Genomic DNA, 21697 nt, shown 5'->3' on the forward strand with positions numbered 1-21697 from the left:
GTCTCGTCCTCCAGCCCTTGCACACGGCCATCGCCGCGCTCTGCGTCGCAGCGACCGCCCTGGCTGCCGACGTCGTCGGGGTGGGGGTCGTCCCCCACCTCCTCGTCCTCGCCTGCTTCTTCGAGTCCGTGGGAGTCGGGTCGGTGACCGTGGGACGCATGCTCGCGGTCGTGGGGATCGCCGCCGTCGTGGTCCGCTACCGCCCCGGGTCGATCGACCGGGTGCGGCTGGACCGGCGGATCTGGATCCCGGTCGCCGTCCTCGTCACGGTCCAGGTGGCGACGGGTCTCTGGGCGCAGGACACCGCCGGCTGGTTGTTCGCCCTCGGGCAGACGGCACTCGCCCTCGCCTTCTTCGCCACCTTCGCCACCCTCGTGAGAACGCCGCGACAGGTGCGCGGACTGCTCCGCACCTACGTGCTCGGCGCGTCGTTCGCGGTGGTCGTGGGCTGCGCTCAGGCCCTGACCGGCGCTCGCGCCGCCGGACTGCAGGGAGACGCGAACATCTACGCGATGTACCAGGTCGCAGCCGTCCCGGCCGCAGTCACGCTGGCCGCCACCAGCGACGGACCGAGAGGCCGACGTGCATGGGCCGCGACGGTCGTCGCTCTCACCGCGTCGGTCGTCGCGTCGGAGTCCCGGGGCGGTTACGTGGCTCTCGTCCTGACCGCGATCGTCCTCGCCGTGCAGCGCACGCGTCCCGAACTCCGGGTCCGGGTCTTCCTCGCGCTCGCCGCCGCCATCGCTGTGGTGGGTTGGGCGGGCGCCAGCACCAGCGACCGCTTCGACCTCAGCCGCATCGAGAACGACCGCGCCAGTGGACGCTTCGACATCTGGGTCGTCGCGTGGCACACGTTCACTCAGCACCCGTGGACAGGCGTCGGCGCAGGAGGGTTCAAGCGGATCAGCGTGCAGATGCTGACGACCGATCCGGGTGTTCGCCTGGTCGACAGCCACCTGCTGCTCCTCCCGGACGGCATCGAGGTGCACAGCATCTACCTGGAGGCCCTGGCCGAGCGGGGCCTGCTCGGCGGGGTCGGCCTGTCGTGGTTGCTCGTCGCCACCACCTACGTGCTCCTGCGGCCTGCCACCTGGTGGCGCGATCCTCGCCTGGCGGCCCTGCCCGCGATGCTCGCCGCCTTCGCGAGCGCGTCCTTCTTCCTGTCCGTCCCGAACAGCAAGCTGCTCTGGATGCTCGTCGGTCTCGCCGCGGCAGTGGGCGTCGACCGCCCCCAGTCCGCGCCGGCTCCACGAAGGGGCAGCTCAGACGCGCCAGGAACTTCATCCGCATCAACCGAGGAGCCAGCTTGAGCACTTCAGCTACGGAGACCCGCACGACCTCGCACGGACGTCGTGCCGAGAAGCGGCCCCCCGTCGACCCCCGCAGAGTGCTCTTCGTCATCCTCGCCACCGTCGTCGTGGCAGTCGCCGCCGGACTCCTGACTGCTGTGCAGCCGGTCACCTACGTGTCCAGAGCCACCTTCGTCCTGGAGAGCACCGCCAGCGCCAGCCAGACGGAGACGCTGGTGCGGAACATGCTCGCGCTCATCCCGGACGAGGCGGTGGCGGGTGACCTCAAGCGCATCACCGGGGCCCCTCAGTCGGTGGACGACATCACCGAGGCGCTCGCAGTCAGCCGCCCGCCCGGCGCCTCCGTCATCACCGTGGCGTACACCGACGAAGAAGCTGTTCGCAGTCGCCAGGTGTGTGACGCACTCGGACCAGTTCTGCAATCGAGGGTGCAGTCCCTCGGGGGAGTCACCGGCACAGGCCCGCAGTTCACTCTCGAGCAGTGGAACCGCAACGCGACGAGCACCGAACGCGTCGCGCCACCGGTCGTGCGAAACACGTTGGTGGGCCTTCTGGTGGGGCTGGCCGTAGGCCTGGCGGCGAGCGTCCTCGCGCCGGTCGGGACCCTGCCGACGCGCGCCGTCAAGGGACGGAGCGAATCAGCCGGCCGGTGAACCAGAGGTCGACAGCGCCGCCTGCCCATCGCGTGGGCGTGTGCGCACGCACGTGCGCAAGAGATCTCCTCACTCACCGCGGTGTGGACGTCGGCTCAGCCTGAGTCGTCGCTAGCAAGGTCGTCAGGAACGCGGTGACCTCCTCGGCACTCAGCGACTGCGGGCCGGTTCCGAGCCTTCCGACGGCCCGTCGGTACCGGAAGCCCGTACATTGCCGACCCGCGGGTCGACCCTGCCCACGCACGGACCCGTTCGGCCGATGTTCGTCACGATTTGTTCAACGAATGTTCGCCCTACAGTCGAGAACTTGCTAGTTTCTGCTCACCGTTCGCTTGGACGCCCGCAGGGGGGCTCATGACCGCCGTCGACTCCAGCCCTTCGAACCGAGGACGCAAGCCAGCCGGTTCGCGGAAGCACCGCCTGACTCCGGACACCGCAGACCAGGGCGTGACGACGATCGACGCTGCCCCGTCCGTCAGCGTCTCTCACGCCGTCGAGCGCACACACCGGCGCGCCTACAGGTTGTCACCCTCACTGAACAGCAAGGCGGCACTCCTGCTCGCCGACTTCGCCTGCCTCGCCTTCTACCTCCCGTTCGAGGTGGAGAGCCGCGCCCCGTTCATCCTCAGCACCGCGATGACGATGGCGCTGTTCGCGTTCGGCCGACTCTACGAGCCCAAGCTCCATCTCTCCCTGCTCGACGACCTGCCGTCTCTCATAGGGCGGATGCTGGTCGCCACCCTCTTCGTGGCTGGTTTCCTGGCAGTCACCGACGTCGCACCGACGAAAAACTTCCTCGCCCTGTCAGCTGGAGCCGCCGTCCTGCACCTGGCACTGCGGGCCATCGTCCTGTGGGCCATCCGCGGAGCCCGACGCCGAGGACTGGTCGCTCACCGCATCGTCGTCCTGGGCGGTGGGTTGCTGGCCGGGGAGCTGACCGAAACTCTTCGACGCAACCGGGAGTACGGGCTCCTCCCCGTCGGTTGCGTCGACTCCCAGCCACCCGTGTCCCTGAACGTCGTGCAGTGGCTCGGTGCGACGTCGGAACTCGAAGAGCTGATGAGCCAACACGACGTCGGCATCCTGCTGATCGCCTTCGGCGCTGATCGCGAGTCCGAACTGGTGGAGCTCTTCCGCCGTCGCGCCCTCACTCGCCACGAGGTCTTCCTGGTCCCACGACTGTTCGAGATGGACGTCCGCCACCGCCCGGGTGACCACATCGGCGTCGTCCCGATCATCCGTCTTCCGCGGCGCGCAGTCGACGGACCTTCCTGGCGCTTCAAGCGGGGCTTCGACGTCTTGGCGTCGCTGCTCGCCCTCGTGCTCCTGTCACCCGTCCTGCTGGCGTGCGCGATCGCCGTCCGTTGCGAAGGTGGGCCGGGAACGATCTTTCGGCAGATCCGCATCGGGCGGGACGGGAAGCCCTTCGAACTGTTCAAGTTCCGGTCGATGACCCCGGCGTCACCAGACGCGGGCGACACCACGTGGACCATCGCCGCCGACCCCCGCGTTGGTCCGGTGGGCCGCTTCCTCCGCGCTACCAGCCTCGATGAACTGCCACAGCTGTGGAACATCCTGCGAGGTGACATGACCATCGTGGGTCCTCGGCCGGAGCGCCCTCACTTCGTGGAGCAGTTCACAGCCCAGTACCCGCGCTACCGGCACCGCCACCGCGTTCCCGTCGGCCTCACGGGACTGGCTCAGGTGAGCGGTCTCCGGGGCAACACCTCCATCAACGACCGCGCTCTCTACGACAACTACTACATCGAGTCCTGGACCTTCTGGCTCGACGTGAAGGTCATCATCCGGACCGTCCGCGAAGTGGTCCGGCGCGGCGGCGCCGGCTGAGGCGAGGGCGGGGAACGGGCGTCGGTCGTCTCTGCCTCGCCGCCTCTGCCTCGCCGCCTCAGCCTCGCCTCGAGGTGAGCGAGGCGTCACCCCCGTGCACCGCACCTCACCCAGCCGTCCGAGCACGTCCACGAGGCGAGGATCAACCACCTCACCGATCCGGAGAAGGACTCCGACAGCGCAGGATCGACAGCCCCGCAATCATCGTCTCCGCGACGAGCGGCCGAACCTCGAAGACCGCCGGGGCCGACGGCCGCGTCACCCGACCTTCGCCAGCGAACCCGAAACGTGAAGGCGTCTGACCGGCGCCTCGGTGGACCCCCGGTGCAGACTCGGGTGCCCTGCTCGGCAACGCCCAGGGGTCGCGGCCTCGTCCTGGCCGACTGAGCACCGCTCGGGTCGTCGTGTGCGGCGAAGGACTGCGTACAGCGGCGGCTGTGATTCGCGTCACCTTCAGCGTGGCGGCCTCAAGCTCCCGGCTGCGGTGTCGAGAAGCCTGGTCACGGCTGACGGACGCATCGGCCCTCAGCTCCGGGAGTTCTCGTGCGACGGTGGAAGCCCCTGCTGGCCCTGGTCCTCGCCGCCGGGATGGTCGCGGTCCCCGCCGCGGCGTCGTCCGCCGCCCCCGCCCGGACCGCTGCCACGTCCGTCAGCGGGCCCGTCGCCGTCGCCGGCGGCAGCACCCTCACGACCGCCCACGCGGCCGGTGCGAGGCGCCGCGTCAGCGGGGTGCGCGGCGCCAGCCTCGCCGCCCTCGCGGGCCGGCGCACGCCGGTCGTGCCCATCGCGACCCCCGCCCCCGCGGCGGGCACCGCCATGCCGAAGGGCGACCTGCCGGGCTGGCGACAGGTCTTCACCGAGGACTTCACGACCCCGGCCCCCCTCGGGAGCTTCCCGGGCCGCAGCTACTCCGCGAGCTGGACCGGCTACGACGGCTTCCTGGACACCGCCAAGCGCGGGACCTACGCGCCGGGCAAGGTCCTGTCGGTGCACGACGGTGCGCTCGACATGTTCCTGCACAGCGAGAACGGGCGCCCGCAGGTGGCGGCGCCGGTGCCGCTGGTCGACGGGCAGTGGAACGGGCAGACCTACGGCCGCTACTCGGTGCGCTTCCGGTCCGACCCGGTCGCCGGGTACAAGACGGCGTGGCTGCTCTGGCCCACGGACGACGACTGGAACAAGGGCGAGATTGACTTCCCCGAGGGTTCGCTCGCCGGGACGATCGACCTCTTCAACCACTGCCCGGGTGACCCCTCGCGCAACTGCTTCGCGGCCGGCACCGGGACCTCCTACGCCGACTGGCACGTCGCCACGGTCGAGTGGACCCCCGCGGGCGTCAGCTACTCCCTCGACGGCCGCGCCGTGGGCTTCTCGGACGTCTCACCGAGCACGGCCATGCGCTGGACCCTGCAGACCGAGACCGACGGCCGCACCACCTCCGCGAAGGCGTCGGGCCACCTGCTCGTCGACTGGGCGGTCATGTACGCGCGCGCCGCCTGAGCGCGTCCACCAGGCCGCGCGCCGCGGTCACCGGCTCGCCCCGGCGGCCGGCATCACCCGAACGGGTGTCCCCGGTGACGTCTTGTGGAGAACCGGTGGAGACCTGTACTACTTGGCCCGCGTCCGGGGCGACTCAGACGTGACGCGGTTCCGCCGAGCCCCGTCCCGCCTCGCCCCCGGAGGACTCCGCATGCGCTCGACCGCCCTGACCACCGCCGCCCTGTGCGCCGCTGCGCTCGCCCTGACGAGCGCCGGGCCCGCGACGGCGGCCACGTCGACCGTCGCGGCCCCTAGCCTCCGCGTGACGGTGTCGGGCAGCACGGCGACCGCCACGGCCACCTTCACCGCCAGCCCCGCCGTCACCGCGGCCCTCGCCGGAACCTGCCTGCGCGACTCCCGCGGCGGCGACCGCGACTTCACGCCGCGGGCCGACGTCCGCCTCACGACCAGCCCGACGACCGTCACCGCGAGCCAGACCCTGGCGGCCGGCACCTACTCCGCGTGGCCGTGCGCCCTCGTCGACGGCCGGTGGCTGGACCTCGCGACCCGCCAGTCCGTCGTCGTGCCGAGCGGCTCCACCACCTCGCCCACGCCCACGCCCACCCCCACGCCCACCCCCACGCCGACCCCGGCGCCGGGCGGGTCGAGCCCGAGCGGGCAGGCGATGCCCACGGCCGCCCCCGCCGGCTGGACCACGGTCCTCGCCGACGACTTCACCACGCCCGTGGCCACGGGCTCCTTCCCCGGCTCGGCCTACTCGAGCCGCTGGACGGGGTACTCGGGGTTCCGCGACACCGCGGGGGTCGGCAGCTACACGCCCTCGCGCGTCGTCTCGGTGACCGGCGGAGCCCTGGACATGTTCCTGCACACCGAGGGCGGCACGCCCCTGGTGGCCACGCCCGTGCCGCTGCCCAACGCGGGCAAGTGGGGCGGGTGGACGTACGGCCGCTACGCGATCCGGTACCGCGCCGACGCCGTCCCCGGGTACAAGACGGCGTGGATGCTGTGGCCGGACTCCGACAACTGGAACGACGGGGAGATCGACTTCCCCGAGGGCGAGCTCGACGGGACGGCCAACGCGTTCGTCCACCAGCCGGGCAACCCGGCCCAGAACGCCCTGGCGGTGAACACCGGCGCGACCTACACCGGCTGGCACACGGCGGTCATCGAGTGGCTGCCCAGCGGGGTGACCTTCTTCCTGGACGGGCGGCAGGTCGGCCGCACCACCGTCTCGCCGAGCCGGCCGCTGCACCTGCTGCTGCAGACCGAGACGTCCGGGCGGCCCTCGTCCTCGGCCTCCGGGCACGTCCAGATCGACTGGATCACGATGCAGCGCAGGTCCTGACCCTGGCCCCGCCCGCGCCCCGGACGGCGAGGCGCGGACGGGGACAGCCGTCGCAGCGGTGACGTCACGAGGACCTCGACGCGCCGGGGCGAGGGGTCGCGGAGACGGTCCGGGAGTTCCCGGCCGAACCGTGCGTCCCGCTCAGGACCCCGCGTCAGCCCGCGCGCTCGCGACGGGACCGCGCGGCGAGCGCCGTGTCGCGACGGCCCGCCGGAAGACGTCCTCGAGCTGGTCGACGTGACGTTCGTAGGGGTAGCGCTGCTCCACCCACGCGCGACACCGCTCACCGAGGTGCGGGTCGGACTCCGGCCAGTCGACGAGGGAGGACAACCGCTCCCCCAGGGCGGCGCTGTCGCCGATCGCGACGAGGTTGTCCTCGAAGCCACCGCTCAGGAGTTCGGGCACGGCACCGGCCCGCGTGGCGAGCACCGGGCGTCCGGTCGACATGCCCTCGATGACGACACGCCCGAAGGCCTCGTCCATCCGTGACGGGAAGACGACGACGTCGCTCGCGCGGAGGTGGGGGACGACGTCGCGGGTGGCGGGGAACCAGCGCACCTCGTCGCGGTCGACGTCGTGGAAGGCGTCCCGCGTGGCGGCCGCGGTGCTCGGGTCCGGGTCGCCCAGGAGCACGAGGTGCCCCGTGGCCAGACCGCGTTCCCGCCGGAGCGTCCGGTAGCGCCGCCAGGCGTCGACCAGGTCGACGACGCCCTTCTCCGCGATCATGCGTCCGTAGCAGAGGACGACCGGCACGCCCTGCGGGAGCCCGAGCGCCGCTCGGGCCTCGGCGCGTCCTGCGGGGAGGGTCAGCGAGTACTCCTCGCCGTCCACCGCGTTGGGGATCGTCGTCACCTTCGCGGCGGGGAGGCCGTTGGCGATCCAGGCGTCCCGCACGTGGTCGGAGACCGCCGTGAAGTGGTGCACGCCGGCCCCCAGGAGGGCGAGGTGCCGCTGGAACGGGACCTCGTGCAGCGTGCAGACCAGCGGGCGTCGAGCCAGCCGGGCGACGGTCTGACCCCACAGGATGTGCTCGAACCGGTTGAGCCACACCACGTCCACGTCCTCACGCTCCGCCCAGCGGGCCGCCGGGGGGTAGGTGGCGGCCATCCTCCACGGGCGCCGGTAGTCGATGGAGAAGGCGAACGGGCCGTTGAGCCGGCTCCCGATCCGCTCGAAGGCCGGGCGCAGCGATCCGTCGGCGCCGAAGGCCACGTCCACGCGGTGCCCTCGCCGGGCCAGGGCCGTGCTGTCCTGCAGGACGCACAGCTCCACGCCGCCGAGCGGCTCGAGCTCGTTCAGGTGGGCGAGAACCTTCACGATCGTCCTCCTGACGCGTTGGCGGACCGGGTGGGTCCTGGTGGGCGGGCTGGGTGCCGACGGGTCGGCAGGGGTCAGGTCAGGGCGGAGAACCGCAGGAGGGTCGCGAACGCGGCGGCCGCGCCCAGGGCCAGCGCGAGGACCAGGCCCGCCCGGCGCCCCCGCGTCCCGGACACGCTCGGCCGGGCCCCGCTCCCCTGTCCCTGCCGGTGCAGGTCGACGGCCACGCCGAGGGCACCCGCGACGAGCAGCAGGACGAGGCCCAGCCAGCCCACGAGCGCCGACGTGAGGGCGGCGGGCAGCAGGCCGTCGAGCGATCCGTCCACGACGAGGGTGGCGAGCGGGTTGTTCACGGATGACCTCGCAGGGGGTCCGGGGAGACGGGCGGGGACGGGTGGCTCACGGGGTGCGCTCCAGCAGCCGCGCGGAGGAGTCGGCCTCGAGGACGCGGTAGTCGCCGCCGGCGACCAGCGAGTCGCCGAAGCGCCAGACCCAGCCGGCGGACCGGCCCTGGACCAGCACGCCGTAGGAGTCCTGGGTGGCGCTCAGCACGATGAAGCGGGGCGGGTCGTCGTCGGTGCAGGACGCGATGCCGTCGGCGACGCAGTCGTCCACGTCGAGTTCCGTCCCGACCGTCGAGGTGACGTCCTGGTACGGGAGGAGACCGAGGAACCCCGTGGGGTAGCCGATGGCGTCACCCGGCTGCACGAGCGAGTAGTAGGTGGCGCTCGCCGAGACCTGGCCCGGCGTCGTGCGCTCGAAGGCCGTGTTCAGGCCTCGCGTGAAGATCAGCACCGCGCACGCCAGGGAGAAGGCGACCACGAGCGCCGCGACGCGCACGAGACCGGTGCGGGCCGAGACGTGGCGGGCGCCGGCGCGGCCGGCCCCCCCGCGCTCCGGCGTCGACGACACCGCCCGGAGGGCGACCACGGCCAGCGGGGCGAGCACGGGTGAGGCGAACAGGAAGCAGCGGATGACCCCCTCACCGCCGTAGCTCTGCACGGCGAGGATGCCGAAGGGCGCCAGGGCGAGGCCGGCGAGGAGGACGGCCCCGCTGCGACGGCGCAGGCTCCAGGCCCCGATCATCCCGAAGGCGAGCAGGAGGCCGGACCACGCGACGCGCACGTACTGCGACCTCTGGTACGTCACGTCGCCCGTGAGGCGTTGCGTCACACCCGAACCCACGGAGCTGCCGACCTGGCCGACGTCCCCGAGCAGCGCCGCGAGGTGGCCGCGCCAGAAGTCGGTGGCTCCGTAGCTGAACCACCCCGCGAGGGCGAGGGCCGCCACCAGCCACAGGACCGGGTAGCGCGTGCGGCCCGTGACGGCGAAGACGAGCAGAGCCAGCACGAGGGTGATGGGCGTGAGCTGGTGACCCACCACGATGCCGGCGACGAGCACGACGAGCAGGACACCCACCGCACGCGACGTGCCGACCCCGACTCCCGCGGGGAGGTCGGGGAGGCGGACCAGAGCCGTCCGCACCCGCCGCGGCAGGTCCCGCCACCCCGTCCGGACGTCCTCGTCACCGGCCCGCGACATCCAGAGCAGGGTGGCGAGGACGGCCAGGTACGTGGTGAAGGCGACCGTCTGGGGGGCGAAGTAATCCTGCTGGTACCAGTTGGCCACCAGGTGGACGCCGACCCCGGCCCAGGCCCCGCGGCGGGTGCGCGTGACGGCACGGCCGATCACGAGGAGGGCCGGGAGGTCGACCAGGGCCGAGAAGACCGGGGCGAGCACGAGGAAGCTGCGCGCGTCGGGAACTCCGGCGAGCGCCACGAGCTGTGCGCCGGCCCCCCAGAACGCGGGCCAGCTGAACCGGGCGTCGACACCGAGCGGGACGGCCCCGTTCTCGCTCACGTACTGGATGAAGCCGACGTGCACCCAGGCCGTGGGCACGCTGGTGAGACCGTCGACGGCGGCCGCCGTGGTGTAGCCGACGAGGGCCACCAGGACCACGGCCCCGACGAGCAGGACCTGGTCGGGGCGCGGGCGCCGCAGGGCGAGGACGGCGACCACCGCGGTCAGGACGACGGCCACGGCGATGCGCCAGCCCACGAGCGGCAGCAGTCCGAGGGCGCCGGCGTCCTGCAGGGGCAGCGAGCGCGTGCCCCACCACCACGACCCGCCGGCGAGGGCCAGCACGGCCAGGCCGCAGATCGTCGTCGCACGGGCGCGGAGCAGGTCCCGCGCGCTGCGCGGGGGACGGCCGGGCGCCACGGCCGCCCGCAGCTCCCGCACCGACGCGCGGGAGCGGCGCCACGCCACGAAGGCGCCGGCGGCGGCGACCGGGACGGCCGGCCAGGACGAGGCCACGGGGTGCCAGTAGCCCACCTCGAGGACGAGGGTCCCCTGGAGGAGGGCCCAGGTGAAGCTGGTGGCGACCGCCAGGGCGAGGGTCACCAGGAGGTCCGGGAGGCGCAGGGCCATCGCGAGCGGGAGTCCGGGGACGAGGACCGCGAACGCGACCGCGAGCAGCGGCCGCCCCGGGACGTCGACGTCGAGCGCAGCCAGCGCCGGGACGGTCAGGGCCAGGACGAGGGACAGGAGGAGCAGGGGCCGCAGCCGGGTCCAGACCCGCGCGTGCCGGAGGTCGGGGGCGGTACCGCCGGGTCCCGCCTCCGCTCGACGGCGGGGCGGCGTCGCCGGCTGGTCCCGCTGCGGCACCGTCACGTCCGGGGCGCTCACGAGGGTCGGGCCGGGGACACCGGGACCTGGTCGAGCACCGTGGTACCTCCGCTCACGTCACGCCCACCACGGGCGGTGGACCTGCCGGACGACTTCCGGCTGACCCTCGTCCATCGTCGTGACGGGACGGGACCTGAAGCCCGGGGCGGCGCCTTCACCGCTGGGCGCGGCGGAACCGGACGACGCACCAGGGCAGGCACGCGACCGCGAGGGCGAAGCGCACCGCGTCGCCGACGTCCCCCTGCGGGACCAGCAGCGAGGCGCTCGCCAGGAGGATCACGACGGCCGCCTCGACCAGCACGCGCCGCGGGGTGCGCGGGAACGTGCTCCACCCACCGACCACGACACGCTGGAGGACGGCCTGGACGCCGAAGGCGACCAGGGTGGCCGCGGCCGCGCCCTCGATGCCGAAGCGGGGGATCGCCAGGAGGTTGAAGCCGATGTTCACCGCGGCCGCCACCACCGTGCACGCGGCCAGCGTCCGGTTGCGGCCCTCGGTGATGAGCATCCGGCCCGACGCGCTGCTCGCCGCCACGGGGTAGGCGCTCAGCAGGACCAGGAGGACGACGGGGAGCAGGGTCGAGGGGCGGAAGGACTCCGGCGCCACGATGCGCAGACCCAGCGGTGCGCCCAGGACCATCCCCAGGACGACGGGGCTGAGCAGCCGCAGCACGGTGTCGCGCGCTTCGCCGATGAGGCGCCGGCGCACAGCCGAGTCGCTGATGGCGGCGAACCGCGGGGTCCAGCTCCAGCTCATCAGGCCGATGACCTGCACCGCCACGTAGCCGAGCGTGTAGGCGATCTGGTAGCGACCCACCTCCTCGGCTCCCGCGAGGCGCTGCAGCACGATCCGGTCACCGGCGGTGAGCGCGAAGACGGAGACGGAGTCGATGACCAGGGCGCCACCGACGGCCAGGGCCGGCCCGGCGGTGCGCCACGACAGCGCACCTCTCACCCGCGGCCGGACGAGCACGAACCCCAGGACGCACCCGAGGACGTCCATGGCCACGAGGCCGGTGGCGAAGCTGGTCACCGAGGCCGTCCCCGTCCGGCCCTCCTGAAGGAGGAGGAACGCGAGGCCGACGACCTGCCCGCCGATGGCGGTCAGCGCCCCGACGACGGTGAAGGCGCGCAACCGGTCGGCGGCCAGCAGCAGGCCGGAGCAGACGAGGATGCCGGCCGACGGGATCGTCCACAGGATGGTGAGGGTGAGCAGCGGTGAGTCCGCCATGCCGAGCGCGGGGGCCCACCACGCGGCACCGGCCCAGGCGACCAGCGTCAGGACCGAGACCAGGATCATCGCCGTCGACGCCAGGGCACGCACGACGTGGTCGTGACCGTCCTGGGCGCGGCGCAGCACGATGGCGTGGTTCATCCCCACCAGCAGCAGCGCGCTCAGCAGCTGGTGCAGGGCGATGGCGGTGGCCAGCGAACCGAGCTGGGCCGGGTCGTCCAGGACGTGCGCGAGGACCGGTGCCGCGAGGGCTCCCGTGACCAGCTGCATCCCGGCCACGACGACGTAGAGCATCCCGCGCCCGAAGAGGGCGTTCCCGCTGGCCGCCTCGACCGCTCGGTCGCCGTCGCCGTCGCCGGCTCCCGCGGAGGGCGCGGAGCGCTCCTCCTCAGCGGTCTCCTGCTGTCCCTCGTCGGGAGGCACGGCGCGCGTGGACGTCGCGGAGCTCACAGCGCCCCCTCCGCCGCAGCGGTCGCGGCGGGCGGAGCGGGACGCGGGACGGGGGCGGGGGGCACGGCTCCAGTAGAGCGGCCCGGCGCACGCGAGGCACAGGGCCGAACGTGGCGGCCCGACCAGGCGAACAGGGTCTTGGCACTGTGCAGCAACGACTCAGCCTCCAGCGGCGAGGGACGTGGTTCAGCCGGTCGGCCCTGCGGCCCGACCCGAGACGGCTCGGCGGCCGGGTGACGCGCGACCCCGTCCGGGGTCAGGACCAGGGATGGCTCTCGATGGTGAGCCAGTCGACGAGCACGTGGCCCTGCGCACCGGCCGCAGGCCCCGCGGCCGGGTCGTCGGCCGCGGCCAGGCTCGTCTCGGTCTGCAGGACGAAGTGCATGGACGTGTCCGGGACACCCGTGGTCGAGGAACCGACGACCACGTCGTCGAGGAGGAAGCGGACCAGTCCCGGGCTCCACTCGATGGTGGTGGTGTGCCACTCCTCGAACGTCGCGTCGCTGCTGAACTCCTCCTGGCTGCCCGCCGGATCGGCGTGGTGCAGGAACGCGCCGAGCGAACCGGTCAGGTCCGCGTCGGGGAAGTCGATCTCCCCGTCGTCGGGCCACCGCTCGGAGTCCGGCCACAGCAGGAACGCGAGCTTGAACCCGTGGACCGCGTCGGCGCGCAGCCGCAGGGAGTACCGGCCGTAGGTCTGCCCGTAGCCGGTGATGCGCGGCACGACGGCCGCCGTGGCGGGTTGCCCGTCGACCGTGTGCAGGCGGAAGTCCAGGACTCCGTCGTGCACCGAGAGCACGTCGTCGGGCCGGTAGACGCCCACCTTGCTGGTGTCGCGCCAGCCCGTCGGGTAGACGTCGAACCGCTCGCCGTGCACGGCACGGAAGTGGCCCTCGGCAGCGTCGCGGGTGAAGTCCTCCCGGAACGGCAGTGCGTTGGCGGGGCCGTAGGCGGTCGAGCCGATCGCCGCGCCACCCGCCGGCGAGCTCTCCCCCGTCGACGGGCTGCGCGTCCGCACGACCGCCGCGGTCCCGCCGCCCAGCCCGATCGTCAGGACGGCGGCCAGGACGGCGCGGCGGGGCACGGCGGTCACCCGGTTCAGCTCGCCATGCGGACCGCGTCGGCGCGCAGCTCGAGGGCGGTGAGGTCGATGACCACGTCGGCCTCGACCTGCGCGACGTCGACCTGCGCGACGTCGGCCTGCGTGACGTCGGCCTGCGTGACGTCGACCTGGGCGGGGACGGCCACCGGCGCGACCGGGGCGGGGACCGCGGGCACGACGGGGGCGATGACGACGTCGGCGGCCGGGCGCACGCGCTCCGCGACCAGCGCCGTCAGGACGCGGAACCCGTCGCGGAAGGTGTTGAGGTTGCTCTCGCCGTGGATGCGCTCGAACTCGAAGCTGGGGACCTCGCGGATGTCCAGCTTCGCCTTGGCGATGCGGGTGTTGATGAGGGTCTCGATCTCGAAGCCGTCGCCCCAGTTCTTCTCGTCGCGGTTCTCACCCGAGGGGTCGAGCTCCAGCGCCGGCAGGCACGTCGCCCAGAAGGCGTTGTAGCCGTAGCAGAGGTCGGTGTAGCGGGTGCCGAACAGGACGTTCGCGGCGGTGTTCAGCGCCCAGTTCCCGGCGCGGCGCAGAGCGGTGATGTCGTTGCTGCCGCCGCCCAAGGCGAAGCGGGTGCCCTTGGCGAAGTGCGCGCCGGCCAGCAGGGCCTCGACGAAGCGCGGGATCTCCCGCGGGTCGGCGGAACCGTCCGCGTCGAGCATGACGAGGATGTCGCCGGTGGCGGCGGCAAACCCGCACGCCATGGCGTTGCCCTTGCCGCGACGGTTCTGCAGGACGATCTTGACGTCGGGGCGCAGGGCCTTGGCGGTCTCGATGGTCCCGTCGGTGCTGCGGCCGTCGACCACGATGACCTCGTGGACGTCGGGCATGAGGGCGAACACGTGGGGCAGGTTCGCGGCCTCGTTGTAGGTCGGGACGATGACGCTGATGCGCGGTGCACCGCTCGTGGTCGCCTGCGCTGCGCCGGCCCCGGAGACGTTCGGGGCGGCGGACTCGACGGCGTCCGCGGTGCGGTGGGTGACGATGAGTTCCGACATGTTGATGCTCCCTGAGTCAGGGGGCCCGGTTTCGCCTCTCGCTCCCCGTCGGGCCACGGCGACCAAGACGCCCGACGGATCTTCACGTGCCCATGTTCTGCCGCCGGCGGTACCGGCGACTCGATGTGCTTCGACAGTAGGTACCTCTCGGAACGCTGTGCAGCCGTAGTGACCTGTTCGCAGCAGTGAGTGACTCTCCCGGAGCAGTCACCGAGAGTGCTGTGACGCGGAGCCCCAACAGTTCACGCTCAGTGATCAGCCGTCGGGGCCGTCAGCTGCTCCGCGACGGCGACGAGGAGGGCGAACCACGCGTCCACCGCGTCCTCGCGCGCGATCGCGGGGCGCCACGCTCCCGCCAGGGCCAGCGAACCCTCCCCCAGCGCCAGGCCGTCGCCCTCGGCCAGCACGCCGTCCCGCACCGCCTGGAGCACCGCCGGCCGGCACCGCGCCGCCAGGGACGCCGTGGAGCCCGACACGTCGAGGTCGCCCGCCGCGACCACGGCCACCAACCGGCCGGCCACGGGCGGCAGCTCGAGGGCCGCCAGCAGGAGGACGTCGTCGGGGCGCCGCCCGCCGGCCGCGCGGCGCCCGGCCGGCCGGAGCAGGACCGACGCCAGTTCCACCTCCCGTCCCCGCCACGCCCCGCCGAGGACGAGGTCGGCGGCCGCGGGGTCGGGTCCCGCGAGCCGCGGGACGGGGTGCCGCGTCACGACCGAGGGCAGGGCCGGACGTTCGGACCACCCGCGCGCGGCGGCGAGATCCCGCAGGAACGCCGTGCGCTCGTCGCGCGCCCGGCGACGACGGGCCGCGCCTGACAGGACCACCACCCGGGAACCCCCTCGCCTCCGACGACGTCGCCGGAACCCGCTCACCGTCGCAGACCCGGCGGTGGCGCGCGGCTCGGCCGCCACCCGTCCGGCGCAGCGCCGGCACGGCCGATCGGGTCGTGCTCGTCCCGCAGCGGCCCGGGCGTTGCGCCAACGGGGTCACGCTCCGTCCGCAGACCCCTTCCGCTGCCTAGCGTCGAAGGGCGAGAGGTCGGTCCGCACCGGACGACGGAACTCGCATCCCGCTAGTTCCCCCCGCGAGAGGTCCGTCCGTGAGCCGTCCCCGAGGCCCTGCCCCCGCCCTGCTCGTGGCCGTGGCCGAGGTCCCCGCCGCACCGGCCGACGGGACCGCCTCCTTCGACCGCTCCGTCGTCCGCGACGCCGTCGTCGACGGCGTCCTGGACGCCCTCGTCCACACCTCGACGCCCGGACGCTACACCGGCGCGCAGGTGCTGCTCCGCCTGGCCGGCCGGCCGCGCACCGTCCTGGACGTCGCGCTGCCCCTGGTCCGCGCCGACGTGGAGCGGGTGCTCGCGGAACTGCCCGCTTCGGTGCTGGACGTCTCCGCACCCGCCGGACCCGCCCCCGGACCGCGGCCCTCGATCGCCGTCGTCGTGCCCACCGTCGTGGGCCGCGTCGACGAGCTCGACCGGCTGCTCACGAGCCTCGCCGTCCTGGACCACCCCGACGTCGACGTGGTGCTCGTCGACAACCGCACCACGCGGACGCTCCACGACCCCCTGCCGGACCTGCTGGCCCGCCACCCCGGGGTGCGCTGCGTGCGTGAACCGCGGCCCGGGATCTCCGCCGCCCGCAACGCCGGAGCGGCCGCGACGGACGCCGACGTGGTGGCCTTCACCGACGACGACGTGGCGGTGGACCCGGGGTGGCTCAGCGCCCTCGCGGACCGGTTCGCCCGGTTCCCCGACGAGCTCGCCGTCACCGGGCTCGTCGTGCCCGCCGAGCTCGAGACCACCGCCCAGCTGCAGTACGAGGCCCACTACGGGGGTTTCGGCGGCACCCGCACGTTCGAGGCCGTCCGCATCAGCGGGTCGAACCGACGAGGGCTCGCGGTGGTGCGCTACGACGACGACCGCCCCCCGCACATCCTTCCCGTCTACGGCGTCGGGGCCTACGGGGCGGGCGCCAACATGGCGTTCCGCCGTCGTGAGCTCCTGGCCCGCGGGGGTTTCGACACGAGCCTGGGCACCGGCACCCCGGCCTGCGGCGGCGAGGACCTCGCCGCCCTCGTCGACGTCCTGTGGTCCGGCGGGGCGATCGGCTACGAACCGGCAGCCCTCGTGCACCACACGCACCGCCGCGACGCGGCGGGCCTCGAGCGGCAGCTGCACGGCAACGGCATCGGCTTCACGGCCATGCTGTGCGCCCTCGTGGTGCGCGACCACCGGCACGCCACCGCGCTCGCGGCGCTGGTCCCGGCCGCCACCGTCCGCCTCGCCGTCCGCACCGTGAACCGGCTCCGGCGGCTCGACCCGGCCGGCGTCGCCACCGCCCGCGGGGCGGTCCTCTCCGCCCCCTCCACGGTCCCCGTGCCCGCCGCCCGCTTCGCCGCGCTCGAGCTGTCGGGGTTCCCCGTCGGCCCGGCCGCGTACGCCCGCAGCCGCCGCCGGACCGCCCGCCTGTCCCGCACCGCCGCCACGGCCGCCTCGCGCGGGGCCGTTCTCCCCACCGGAAGGCCCTCATGACCCTCACGACCCCCCAGCCGGCGCCCCTCGCGGAGGTGCCCGCCACCGGCACCGTCACCGTGGTGGTCTGCGCGTACACCCTCGACCGCTTCGACGACCTGATCGCGGGAGTCGCTGCGCTGCAGGGCCAGACGCGGACGGCGGACGAGGTCGTGCTCGTCGCCGACCACAACGACGAGCTGGCCGCGCAGGCCGCCGCCGCGTTCCCCGGGGTGCGGGTCGTGGCGAACACCGAGGCCCGCGGCCTCTCCGGCGCGCGGAACTCCGGCATCGCCGCGAGCACCGGCGACGTCGTGCTGTTCCTCGACGACGACGCCTGCCCGGACCCGGACTGGGTGCGCCGCAGCGCCGAGGCCTTCGCCGACCCCGACGTCGTCGGCGTCGGCGGCTGGGCGCGACCGGCGTGGGACGCCCCCGGCCGGCCCGCGTGGTTCCCCGAGGCGTTCCTCTGGGTCGTGGGCTGCAGCTACGAGGGCCTGCCGGAGCACACCGCGTCCATCCGCAACCCGATCGGCGCCACCATGGGCTTCCGGCGCGCGGACGTCGTCGCGGCCGGCGGCTTCACCAGCGGCATCGGGCGGGTGGGCAAGCACCCCGTCGGCTGCGAGGAGACGGAGCTGTCCATCCGCGTCCGCTCCCGCGCCGGGGCGCGCCCCGCGCGCATCGAGCTGCGCCGCGACGCCGTCGTGCACCACCGCGTGCGCGCCGACCGGCACACGCTGGACTACTTCACGCGCCGGTGCTTCTGGGAGGGCTACTCCAAGGCCGTCGTCGCGGCGGCCGTGGGCTCCGACGACGCGCTGTCCAGCGAGCGCTCCTACACGGCGAAGGTCCTGCCGGCGGCCGTGGGCCGCGGCCTGGCCCGCGCCGCCCGCGGCGAGGTGGCCGGCGCCGCGCAGTCCGGCGCCGTCGTGCTGGGGTTCGCGACCACGGCGCTCGGCTACGGCTACGGCCTGCTCGCCCGCCGCGGCCCGAAGTTCGGGGTCGCCGCGTGAGCACTCCCCTGCTGCCGGTGTTCTGCACCGAGGTCGACCTCGACGCGGACGCCCTGCACACCCCCGTCGTCCCCGCGGACGCCGCCACGGTGCGGGTCCTGGTGCGCCGGGCGGGGACCCCGCTCGGCTACGTCGACCTGCCGGCCGGCACGCCGCTGACGCGGGACGTGCTCGTCGGCGGGCTCCCCGCCCCCGCGCGCGAGGGGCTCGACCACGCCCCGGCCGACGCCCCGCTGTCCGCGGTCCCGGCCGACGAGCGCGTCAGCGTCGTGGTCTGCACCCGCGAACGCGCCGCGACCCTCGCGGCGTGCCTCGAGCACCTCGCGGCCCTGACCTACCCCGGGCTCGAGGTCGTCGTCGTCGACAACGCCCCGCGCAGCGCGGCGACCCGCGAGGTCGTCGAGGCCCTGGCCGCGCGCGACCCGCGCTTCCGCTACGTGCTGGAGGCGCGCCCGGGCCTCTCGATCGCCCGCAACACCGGCCTGCGGGCGGCGACGGGCGACGTCGTGGCCTTCACCGACGACGACGTGCGCGTCGACCCGCTGTGGATCCACGGGCTCGTGCGGGGCTTCGCGCGCCGCGCGGACGTCGCGTGCGTCACGGGGCTCGCGGCCGCCGCCTCGCTGGACTCCCCGCTCGAGGCGTACTTCGACGGGCGCGTGTCCTGGGCGACCGTGCGCGCACCGCGCGTGTTCGACCTGGCCGGGGGCCGCGACCGCGGGGCGCTCTACCCCTTCGCGGCCGGCGTGTTCGGCACGGGGGCGAACTTCGCGGTGCGCCGCTCGGTGATGCTCGAGCTGGGCGCCTTCGACGAGGCGCTGGGCGCCGGGGCCCCGACGCGGGGCGGCGAGGACCTCGACGCCTTCGTCAAGGTCGTCCTCGAGGGCTACGCGCTGGCCTTCGAACCCTCCGCCGTCGTGTGGCACCACCACCGCTCCGACCTCGCGGCCCTGCAGGCGCAGATGTACGGCTACGGCACGGGACTCACGGCGTTCTACGCCAAGCTGCTCCTGACTCCCTCGACCCGCGCCGGGGTCCTGCGCGCCGTCCCGCAGGGGGTGGTCAAGCTCGCCCGCACGGTGCTGGCGACGCGGCGCGCGCCCGGAGGCGGCGCCGACGGGGAAGCCCGCCAGCCGGCGCCGAAGGGCCTGCTCGTGCGGGAGCTCGCCGGCATGGTCGCGGGCCCCGCCCTGTACTGGCGGGCCCGCCGCTCGGTGTGACGCCCCCGCGTGGTCGTGGCACCGGACACCGGTGCCCGCCGCGCGGTGGGACGCCCGCTCCGAACCGCACGCGAGAGAAGAGGGACGACGACGGCATGGGCCGACTCGACGAACGACCTGCCCGCACGACGGTCGACGGCCGTGGTGCCGCGGCGGCCTGGAGGGGCCGGCGCGTGCTGGCCGCCGTCGCGGACGACGCGCGGGCCGCGGGCAGCCGGCTCCTGTTCAGCTCGATCGGGGGTTCCGCCTTCGTCCCGGGGGCCGGTCGTCGCCTCCTGTTCGCCCTCGCCGGGGCCAGCGTCCGGTCCGCGCCCGGGACGTCCTTCCGGTTCTCGGGCAGGCCGGCCCACCTCACGGTGGGGGCGGGCGTGTTCATGAACCAGGGCGTCTTCGTCGAGGCGAACGCACCGGTGGTCATCGGCGACGGGTGCCTGCTCGGGATGGACAGCATGATCGTGACGTCCAACCACCCGCTCGACGACGACGGGCGGATCAGTCCGCAGGGCGAGGGCTCTCCCGTGTCCATCGGGAAGCGGGTGTGGATCGGGGCTCGGGCGGTCCTCCTGCCCGGGAGCGTCGTGGAGTCGGACTGCGTCATCGCGGCCGGCGCCGTCGTCCGCGGGCACTGCGCAGCACACGGCCTCTACGCCGGTGTCCCCGCCCGGCGCATCCGGGAACTGCCCCGCCCCGTCGCGGCCTGACGGCACAACCCGCCGGAGAACGACGGGACACCCTGCTGGAGAGCCCGTTCGCACCCCGCGCGGAGGACCCCGTCCGGTGCCGTGAGCGGCGCACCGAGCGGGGTCCGTCCACGTCGCGGCGAGGGCGGACCCTCAGACGGCCTCCCAGGCCGCGACCCAGTCGACCTGCAGGTGCCCCGTCCGGCCCGCGAGCGGGGCCGTCGTCCGGATCGTCTGGATCGCGAGGTGCAGGGGCTGCGACGGTGACACCGTGCTGTGCCCGGTGACCTCGCCGTCCATGAGGAAGGTCACCCCCGACGCCGTCCACTCCACCGTGGCGACGTGCCAGTCCTGCCACCGGGCCGTCGTCTGCACGGCCAGGGCGTTCTGCGTGGGATCGTCGAGGCGGTGGTTGTAGGAACCGATCGTGGCGTCGGTGCCGCCCTCGGCGAAGTCGATCTCCCCGTCGTGCCACTCGTTGCGGTCCGACCACAGCAGGACCGCGGCACCCCACTCGGGGACCGCGTCGAAGCGCAGGCGGACCGAGTAGCGCCCGTACACGCGTCCGCCCCACGTGCCGTCGCCGTTGACCTGCGCCACGATGCCGGCGCCCCGGGCGGCCCCGTCCTCCTCGCGCACCCGCACGTCGAGCAGGCCGTCGTGGACCGAGGTCACGTCGCGGTCGTAGAGCGGTGTCCCGGAGGGGTTGGTGAACCCGTCGTAGGCCAGCCACTGGTCGCGGTAGTGGCGGCCGGGGAACTTCCCCTCGGCGAGCGGGGTCGAGAAGTCCTCGGCCAGGACCTGGCGCCAGCCGGGCAGGTCCCCCACGGGGAGCGTGGTGTCCACGGGCGTCTGCGCGGGGGCCGGGGTGGCCGGCTCGGTCGGGGGCGCCGTGCTCGGGGCGGGCGTCGGTGCGGCACTCGGGCCCACGGTCGTCGCGGCGGGCGAGGCGATCGCGGCCAGCCGCTGCTGCGCCGTCGTCAGCGCGGTGGAGACCGTGTGCAGCACGGCGTCGTCCGCGACGTCGATGCGCCCGACGGCGCCCAGGCTCGACCAGGTGTCGCCCACGCGCGCGCAGGCCGCGAAGGTGTAGCGGCCGGCGGGCAGCGTCCCCCGGGACTGCAGGGGGACGGCGACGGTGGACAGCCGCACGTCGCGCTGGAGGGGGAAGTCGACGGCCCGCCCGTCGGCGTCGCTGAAGCAGACGCCGGCGTACTCCGCGGTCGTGGCCCGGCGCGCGATGATGACCGCGTCGACGGTGACGTCGCGCGCGACGCTGGTCACCGCGGCGGACGCCCGGAACGCCGAGTCGGCCCCGCTGCCGTGCAGCGCGAGCAGGACCACGCACACGACGGTGACGACGAAGGCCGCCACGAGGGCCTGCAGCCCGTGGTTGCGACTGCTCACGCCGATCACCTCCCGAGGTGTCGCGGTGGACGACCGCTGTCCAGGACCATCGACGCGTCCGCCGTCCACCTTGAGCCCCGCCGCCCCGCTCCGGGGCGCGGCGCTCACCCGGCCGCGTACGCCTCGAACTCCGCCAGTCCCACGTTTCTCGTCGACGCGGAGACGCCCGTCACCCGGAACACCACCCGCGAGGACACCCGCGCCGGGAACGACACCGTCGTCGCCGACCCGTCGTCCCCCAACGCACCCACCGCCACCGACGACCCGTCCGAGAACGTCAACGTCCCCGACGTCACCCGGTCATCGAGGTTCGGCCGGTCGAACAGCACCACGCGCGACAACGACACCGCAGCCGGCCACGACAACGTCAACGACGCACCCACACCCTCACCCGCACTCGCCCACTCCGCCGAG

General features: G+C 74.0%; 18 protein-coding genes. 9 read left to right on the forward strand and 9 right to left on the reverse strand.

The features are described 5' to 3' along the window. The first annotated feature begins 17 nt into the window (after positions 1-17). The 5 genes from F1544_RS13770 (at position 18) to F1544_RS13790 (ending at position 6656) form a co-directional block, all read left to right on the forward strand. Complete coding sequence (locus F1544_RS13770) at positions 18-1310, forward strand: O-antigen ligase family protein (protein ID WP_167586286.1); 1293 nt, start codon at positions 18-20, stop codon at positions 1308-1310. 77 nt (positions 1311-1387) lie between these two features. Further along, a complete protein-coding gene (locus F1544_RS13775) occupies positions 1388-1963 on the forward strand; it encodes a YveK family protein (protein ID WP_167586288.1) in 576 nt (191 codons plus the stop codon). A gap of 354 nt (positions 1964-2317) precedes the next feature. After that, positions 2318-3811, forward strand: coding sequence for a sugar transferase (locus F1544_RS13780; RefSeq protein WP_167586290.1), 1494 nt, complete (start codon positions 2318-2320; stop codon positions 3809-3811). Positions 3812-4354: 543 nt separating this feature from the next. Continuing rightward, positions 4355-5311, forward strand: a complete 957-nt coding sequence (locus F1544_RS26385; RefSeq protein WP_208971851.1) for a glycoside hydrolase family 16 protein — start codon at positions 4355-4357, stop codon at positions 5309-5311. Positions 5312-5501: 190 nt separating this feature from the next. Then, the gene (locus F1544_RS13790) at positions 5502-6656 is read left to right on the forward strand and encodes a glycoside hydrolase family 16 protein (RefSeq protein ID WP_167586292.1); all 1155 of its coding nucleotides are present in this window, start codon (positions 5502-5504) and stop codon (positions 6654-6656) included. 141 nt (positions 6657-6797) lie between these two features. On the opposite strand, the gene F1544_RS13795 is transcribed toward F1544_RS13790, so the two are convergent. From F1544_RS13795 to F1544_RS13825, 7 genes are all read right to left on the reverse strand, one after another. Further along, positions 6798-7973: a glycosyltransferase family 4 protein gene (locus tag F1544_RS13795; protein WP_167586294.1), complete on the reverse strand. Its 1176-nt coding sequence runs from the start codon at positions 7971-7973 to the stop codon at positions 6798-6800. A 74-nt stretch (positions 7974-8047) separates the two neighbouring features. Continuing rightward, complete coding sequence (locus F1544_RS26390) at positions 8048-8326, reverse strand: hypothetical protein (protein ID WP_167586296.1); 279 nt, start codon at positions 8324-8326, stop codon at positions 8048-8050. 46 nt (positions 8327-8372) lie between these two features. After that, entirely contained in the window at positions 8373-10661 is a 2289-nt protein-coding gene (locus F1544_RS13805) for a serine/threonine protein kinase (protein ID WP_167586298.1), read from the reverse strand. 154 nt (positions 10662-10815) lie between these two features. Continuing rightward, a complete protein-coding gene (locus tag F1544_RS13810; protein WP_167586300.1) occupies positions 10816-12345 on the reverse strand; it encodes a lipopolysaccharide biosynthesis protein in 1530 nt (509 codons plus the stop codon). 256 nt (positions 12346-12601) lie between these two features. Next, positions 12602-13438: a glycoside hydrolase family 16 protein gene (locus F1544_RS25860; protein ID WP_167586302.1), complete on the reverse strand. Its 837-nt coding sequence runs from the start codon at positions 13436-13438 to the stop codon at positions 12602-12604. Between the two features lie 5 nt (positions 13439-13443). Further along, on the reverse strand, positions 13444-14448 hold the full coding sequence (locus tag F1544_RS13820) for a glycosyltransferase family 2 protein (protein ID WP_167586304.1): 1005 nt from the start codon (positions 14446-14448) through the stop codon (positions 13444-13446). 248 nt (positions 14449-14696) lie between these two features. Continuing rightward, positions 14697-15275 (reverse strand): hypothetical protein, encoded by a 579-nt coding sequence (locus F1544_RS13825; RefSeq protein WP_167586306.1) that lies wholly within the window; start codon positions 15273-15275, stop codon positions 14697-14699. A 272-nt stretch (positions 15276-15547) separates the two neighbouring features. Here F1544_RS13825 and F1544_RS13830 point away from each other — a divergent pair, with 272 nt between their 5' ends. The 4 genes from F1544_RS13830 (at position 15548) to F1544_RS13845 (ending at position 19897) form a co-directional block, all read left to right on the forward strand. Continuing rightward, complete coding sequence (locus F1544_RS13830; RefSeq protein WP_167586308.1) at positions 15548-16981, forward strand: glycosyltransferase; 1434 nt, start codon at positions 15548-15550, stop codon at positions 16979-16981. Beyond that, on the forward strand, positions 16978-17976 hold the full coding sequence (locus F1544_RS13835; RefSeq protein WP_167586310.1) for a glycosyltransferase family 2 protein: 999 nt from the start codon (positions 16978-16980) through the stop codon (positions 17974-17976). Before F1544_RS13830 ends, F1544_RS13835 begins: the two co-directional genes overlap by 4 nt. Then, on the forward strand, positions 17973-19196 hold the full coding sequence (locus tag F1544_RS13840) for a glycosyltransferase family 2 protein (protein WP_167586312.1): 1224 nt from the start codon (positions 17973-17975) through the stop codon (positions 19194-19196). Before F1544_RS13835 ends, F1544_RS13840 begins: the two co-directional genes overlap by 4 nt. Before the next feature lie 173 nt (positions 19197-19369). Beyond that, positions 19370-19897 carry an acyltransferase gene (locus tag F1544_RS13845; protein WP_167586314.1) on the forward strand — a complete coding sequence of 176 codons (528 nt, stop codon included), beginning with the start codon at positions 19370-19372 and terminating at the stop codon, positions 19895-19897. A 132-nt stretch (positions 19898-20029) separates the two neighbouring features. On the opposite strand, the gene F1544_RS25865 is transcribed toward F1544_RS13845, so the two are convergent. Together F1544_RS25865 and F1544_RS13855 are read right to left on the reverse strand one after the other, a co-directional pair. Beyond that, on the reverse strand, positions 20030-21283 hold the full coding sequence (locus tag F1544_RS25865) for a glycoside hydrolase family 16 protein (RefSeq protein ID WP_167586316.1): 1254 nt from the start codon (positions 21281-21283) through the stop codon (positions 20030-20032). Between the two features lie 104 nt (positions 21284-21387). Beyond that, positions 21388-21697, reverse strand: a 310-nt coding sequence (locus F1544_RS13855) for a DUF7402 domain-containing protein (protein ID WP_208971852.1), incomplete at its 5' end; no start/stop codon positions are given.

This window comes from Kineococcus rubinsiae (assembly GCF_011839805.1).
Classification (GTDB): domain Bacteria; phylum Actinomycetota; class Actinomycetes; order Actinomycetales; family Kineococcaceae; genus Kineococcus; species Kineococcus rubinsiae.

Excerpts from the sequence above, each read along its gene's own strand:
- F1544_RS13790 (WP_167586292.1), top strand. The coding sequence starts at position 5,502 with ATGCGCTCGACCGCCCTGACCACCGCCGCCCTGTGCGCCGCTGCGCTC.
- F1544_RS13780 (WP_167586290.1), top strand. The coding sequence starts at position 2,318 with ATGACCGCCGTCGACTCCAGCCCTTCGAACCGAGGACGCAAGCCAGCC.
- F1544_RS13835 (WP_167586310.1), top strand. The coding sequence starts at position 16,978 with ATGACCCTCACGACCCCCCAGCCGGCGCCCCTCGCGGAGGTGCCCGCC.
- F1544_RS13820 (WP_167586304.1), bottom strand. The coding sequence starts at position 14,448 with ATGTCGGAACTCATCGTCACCCACCGCACCGCGGACGCCGTCGAGTCC.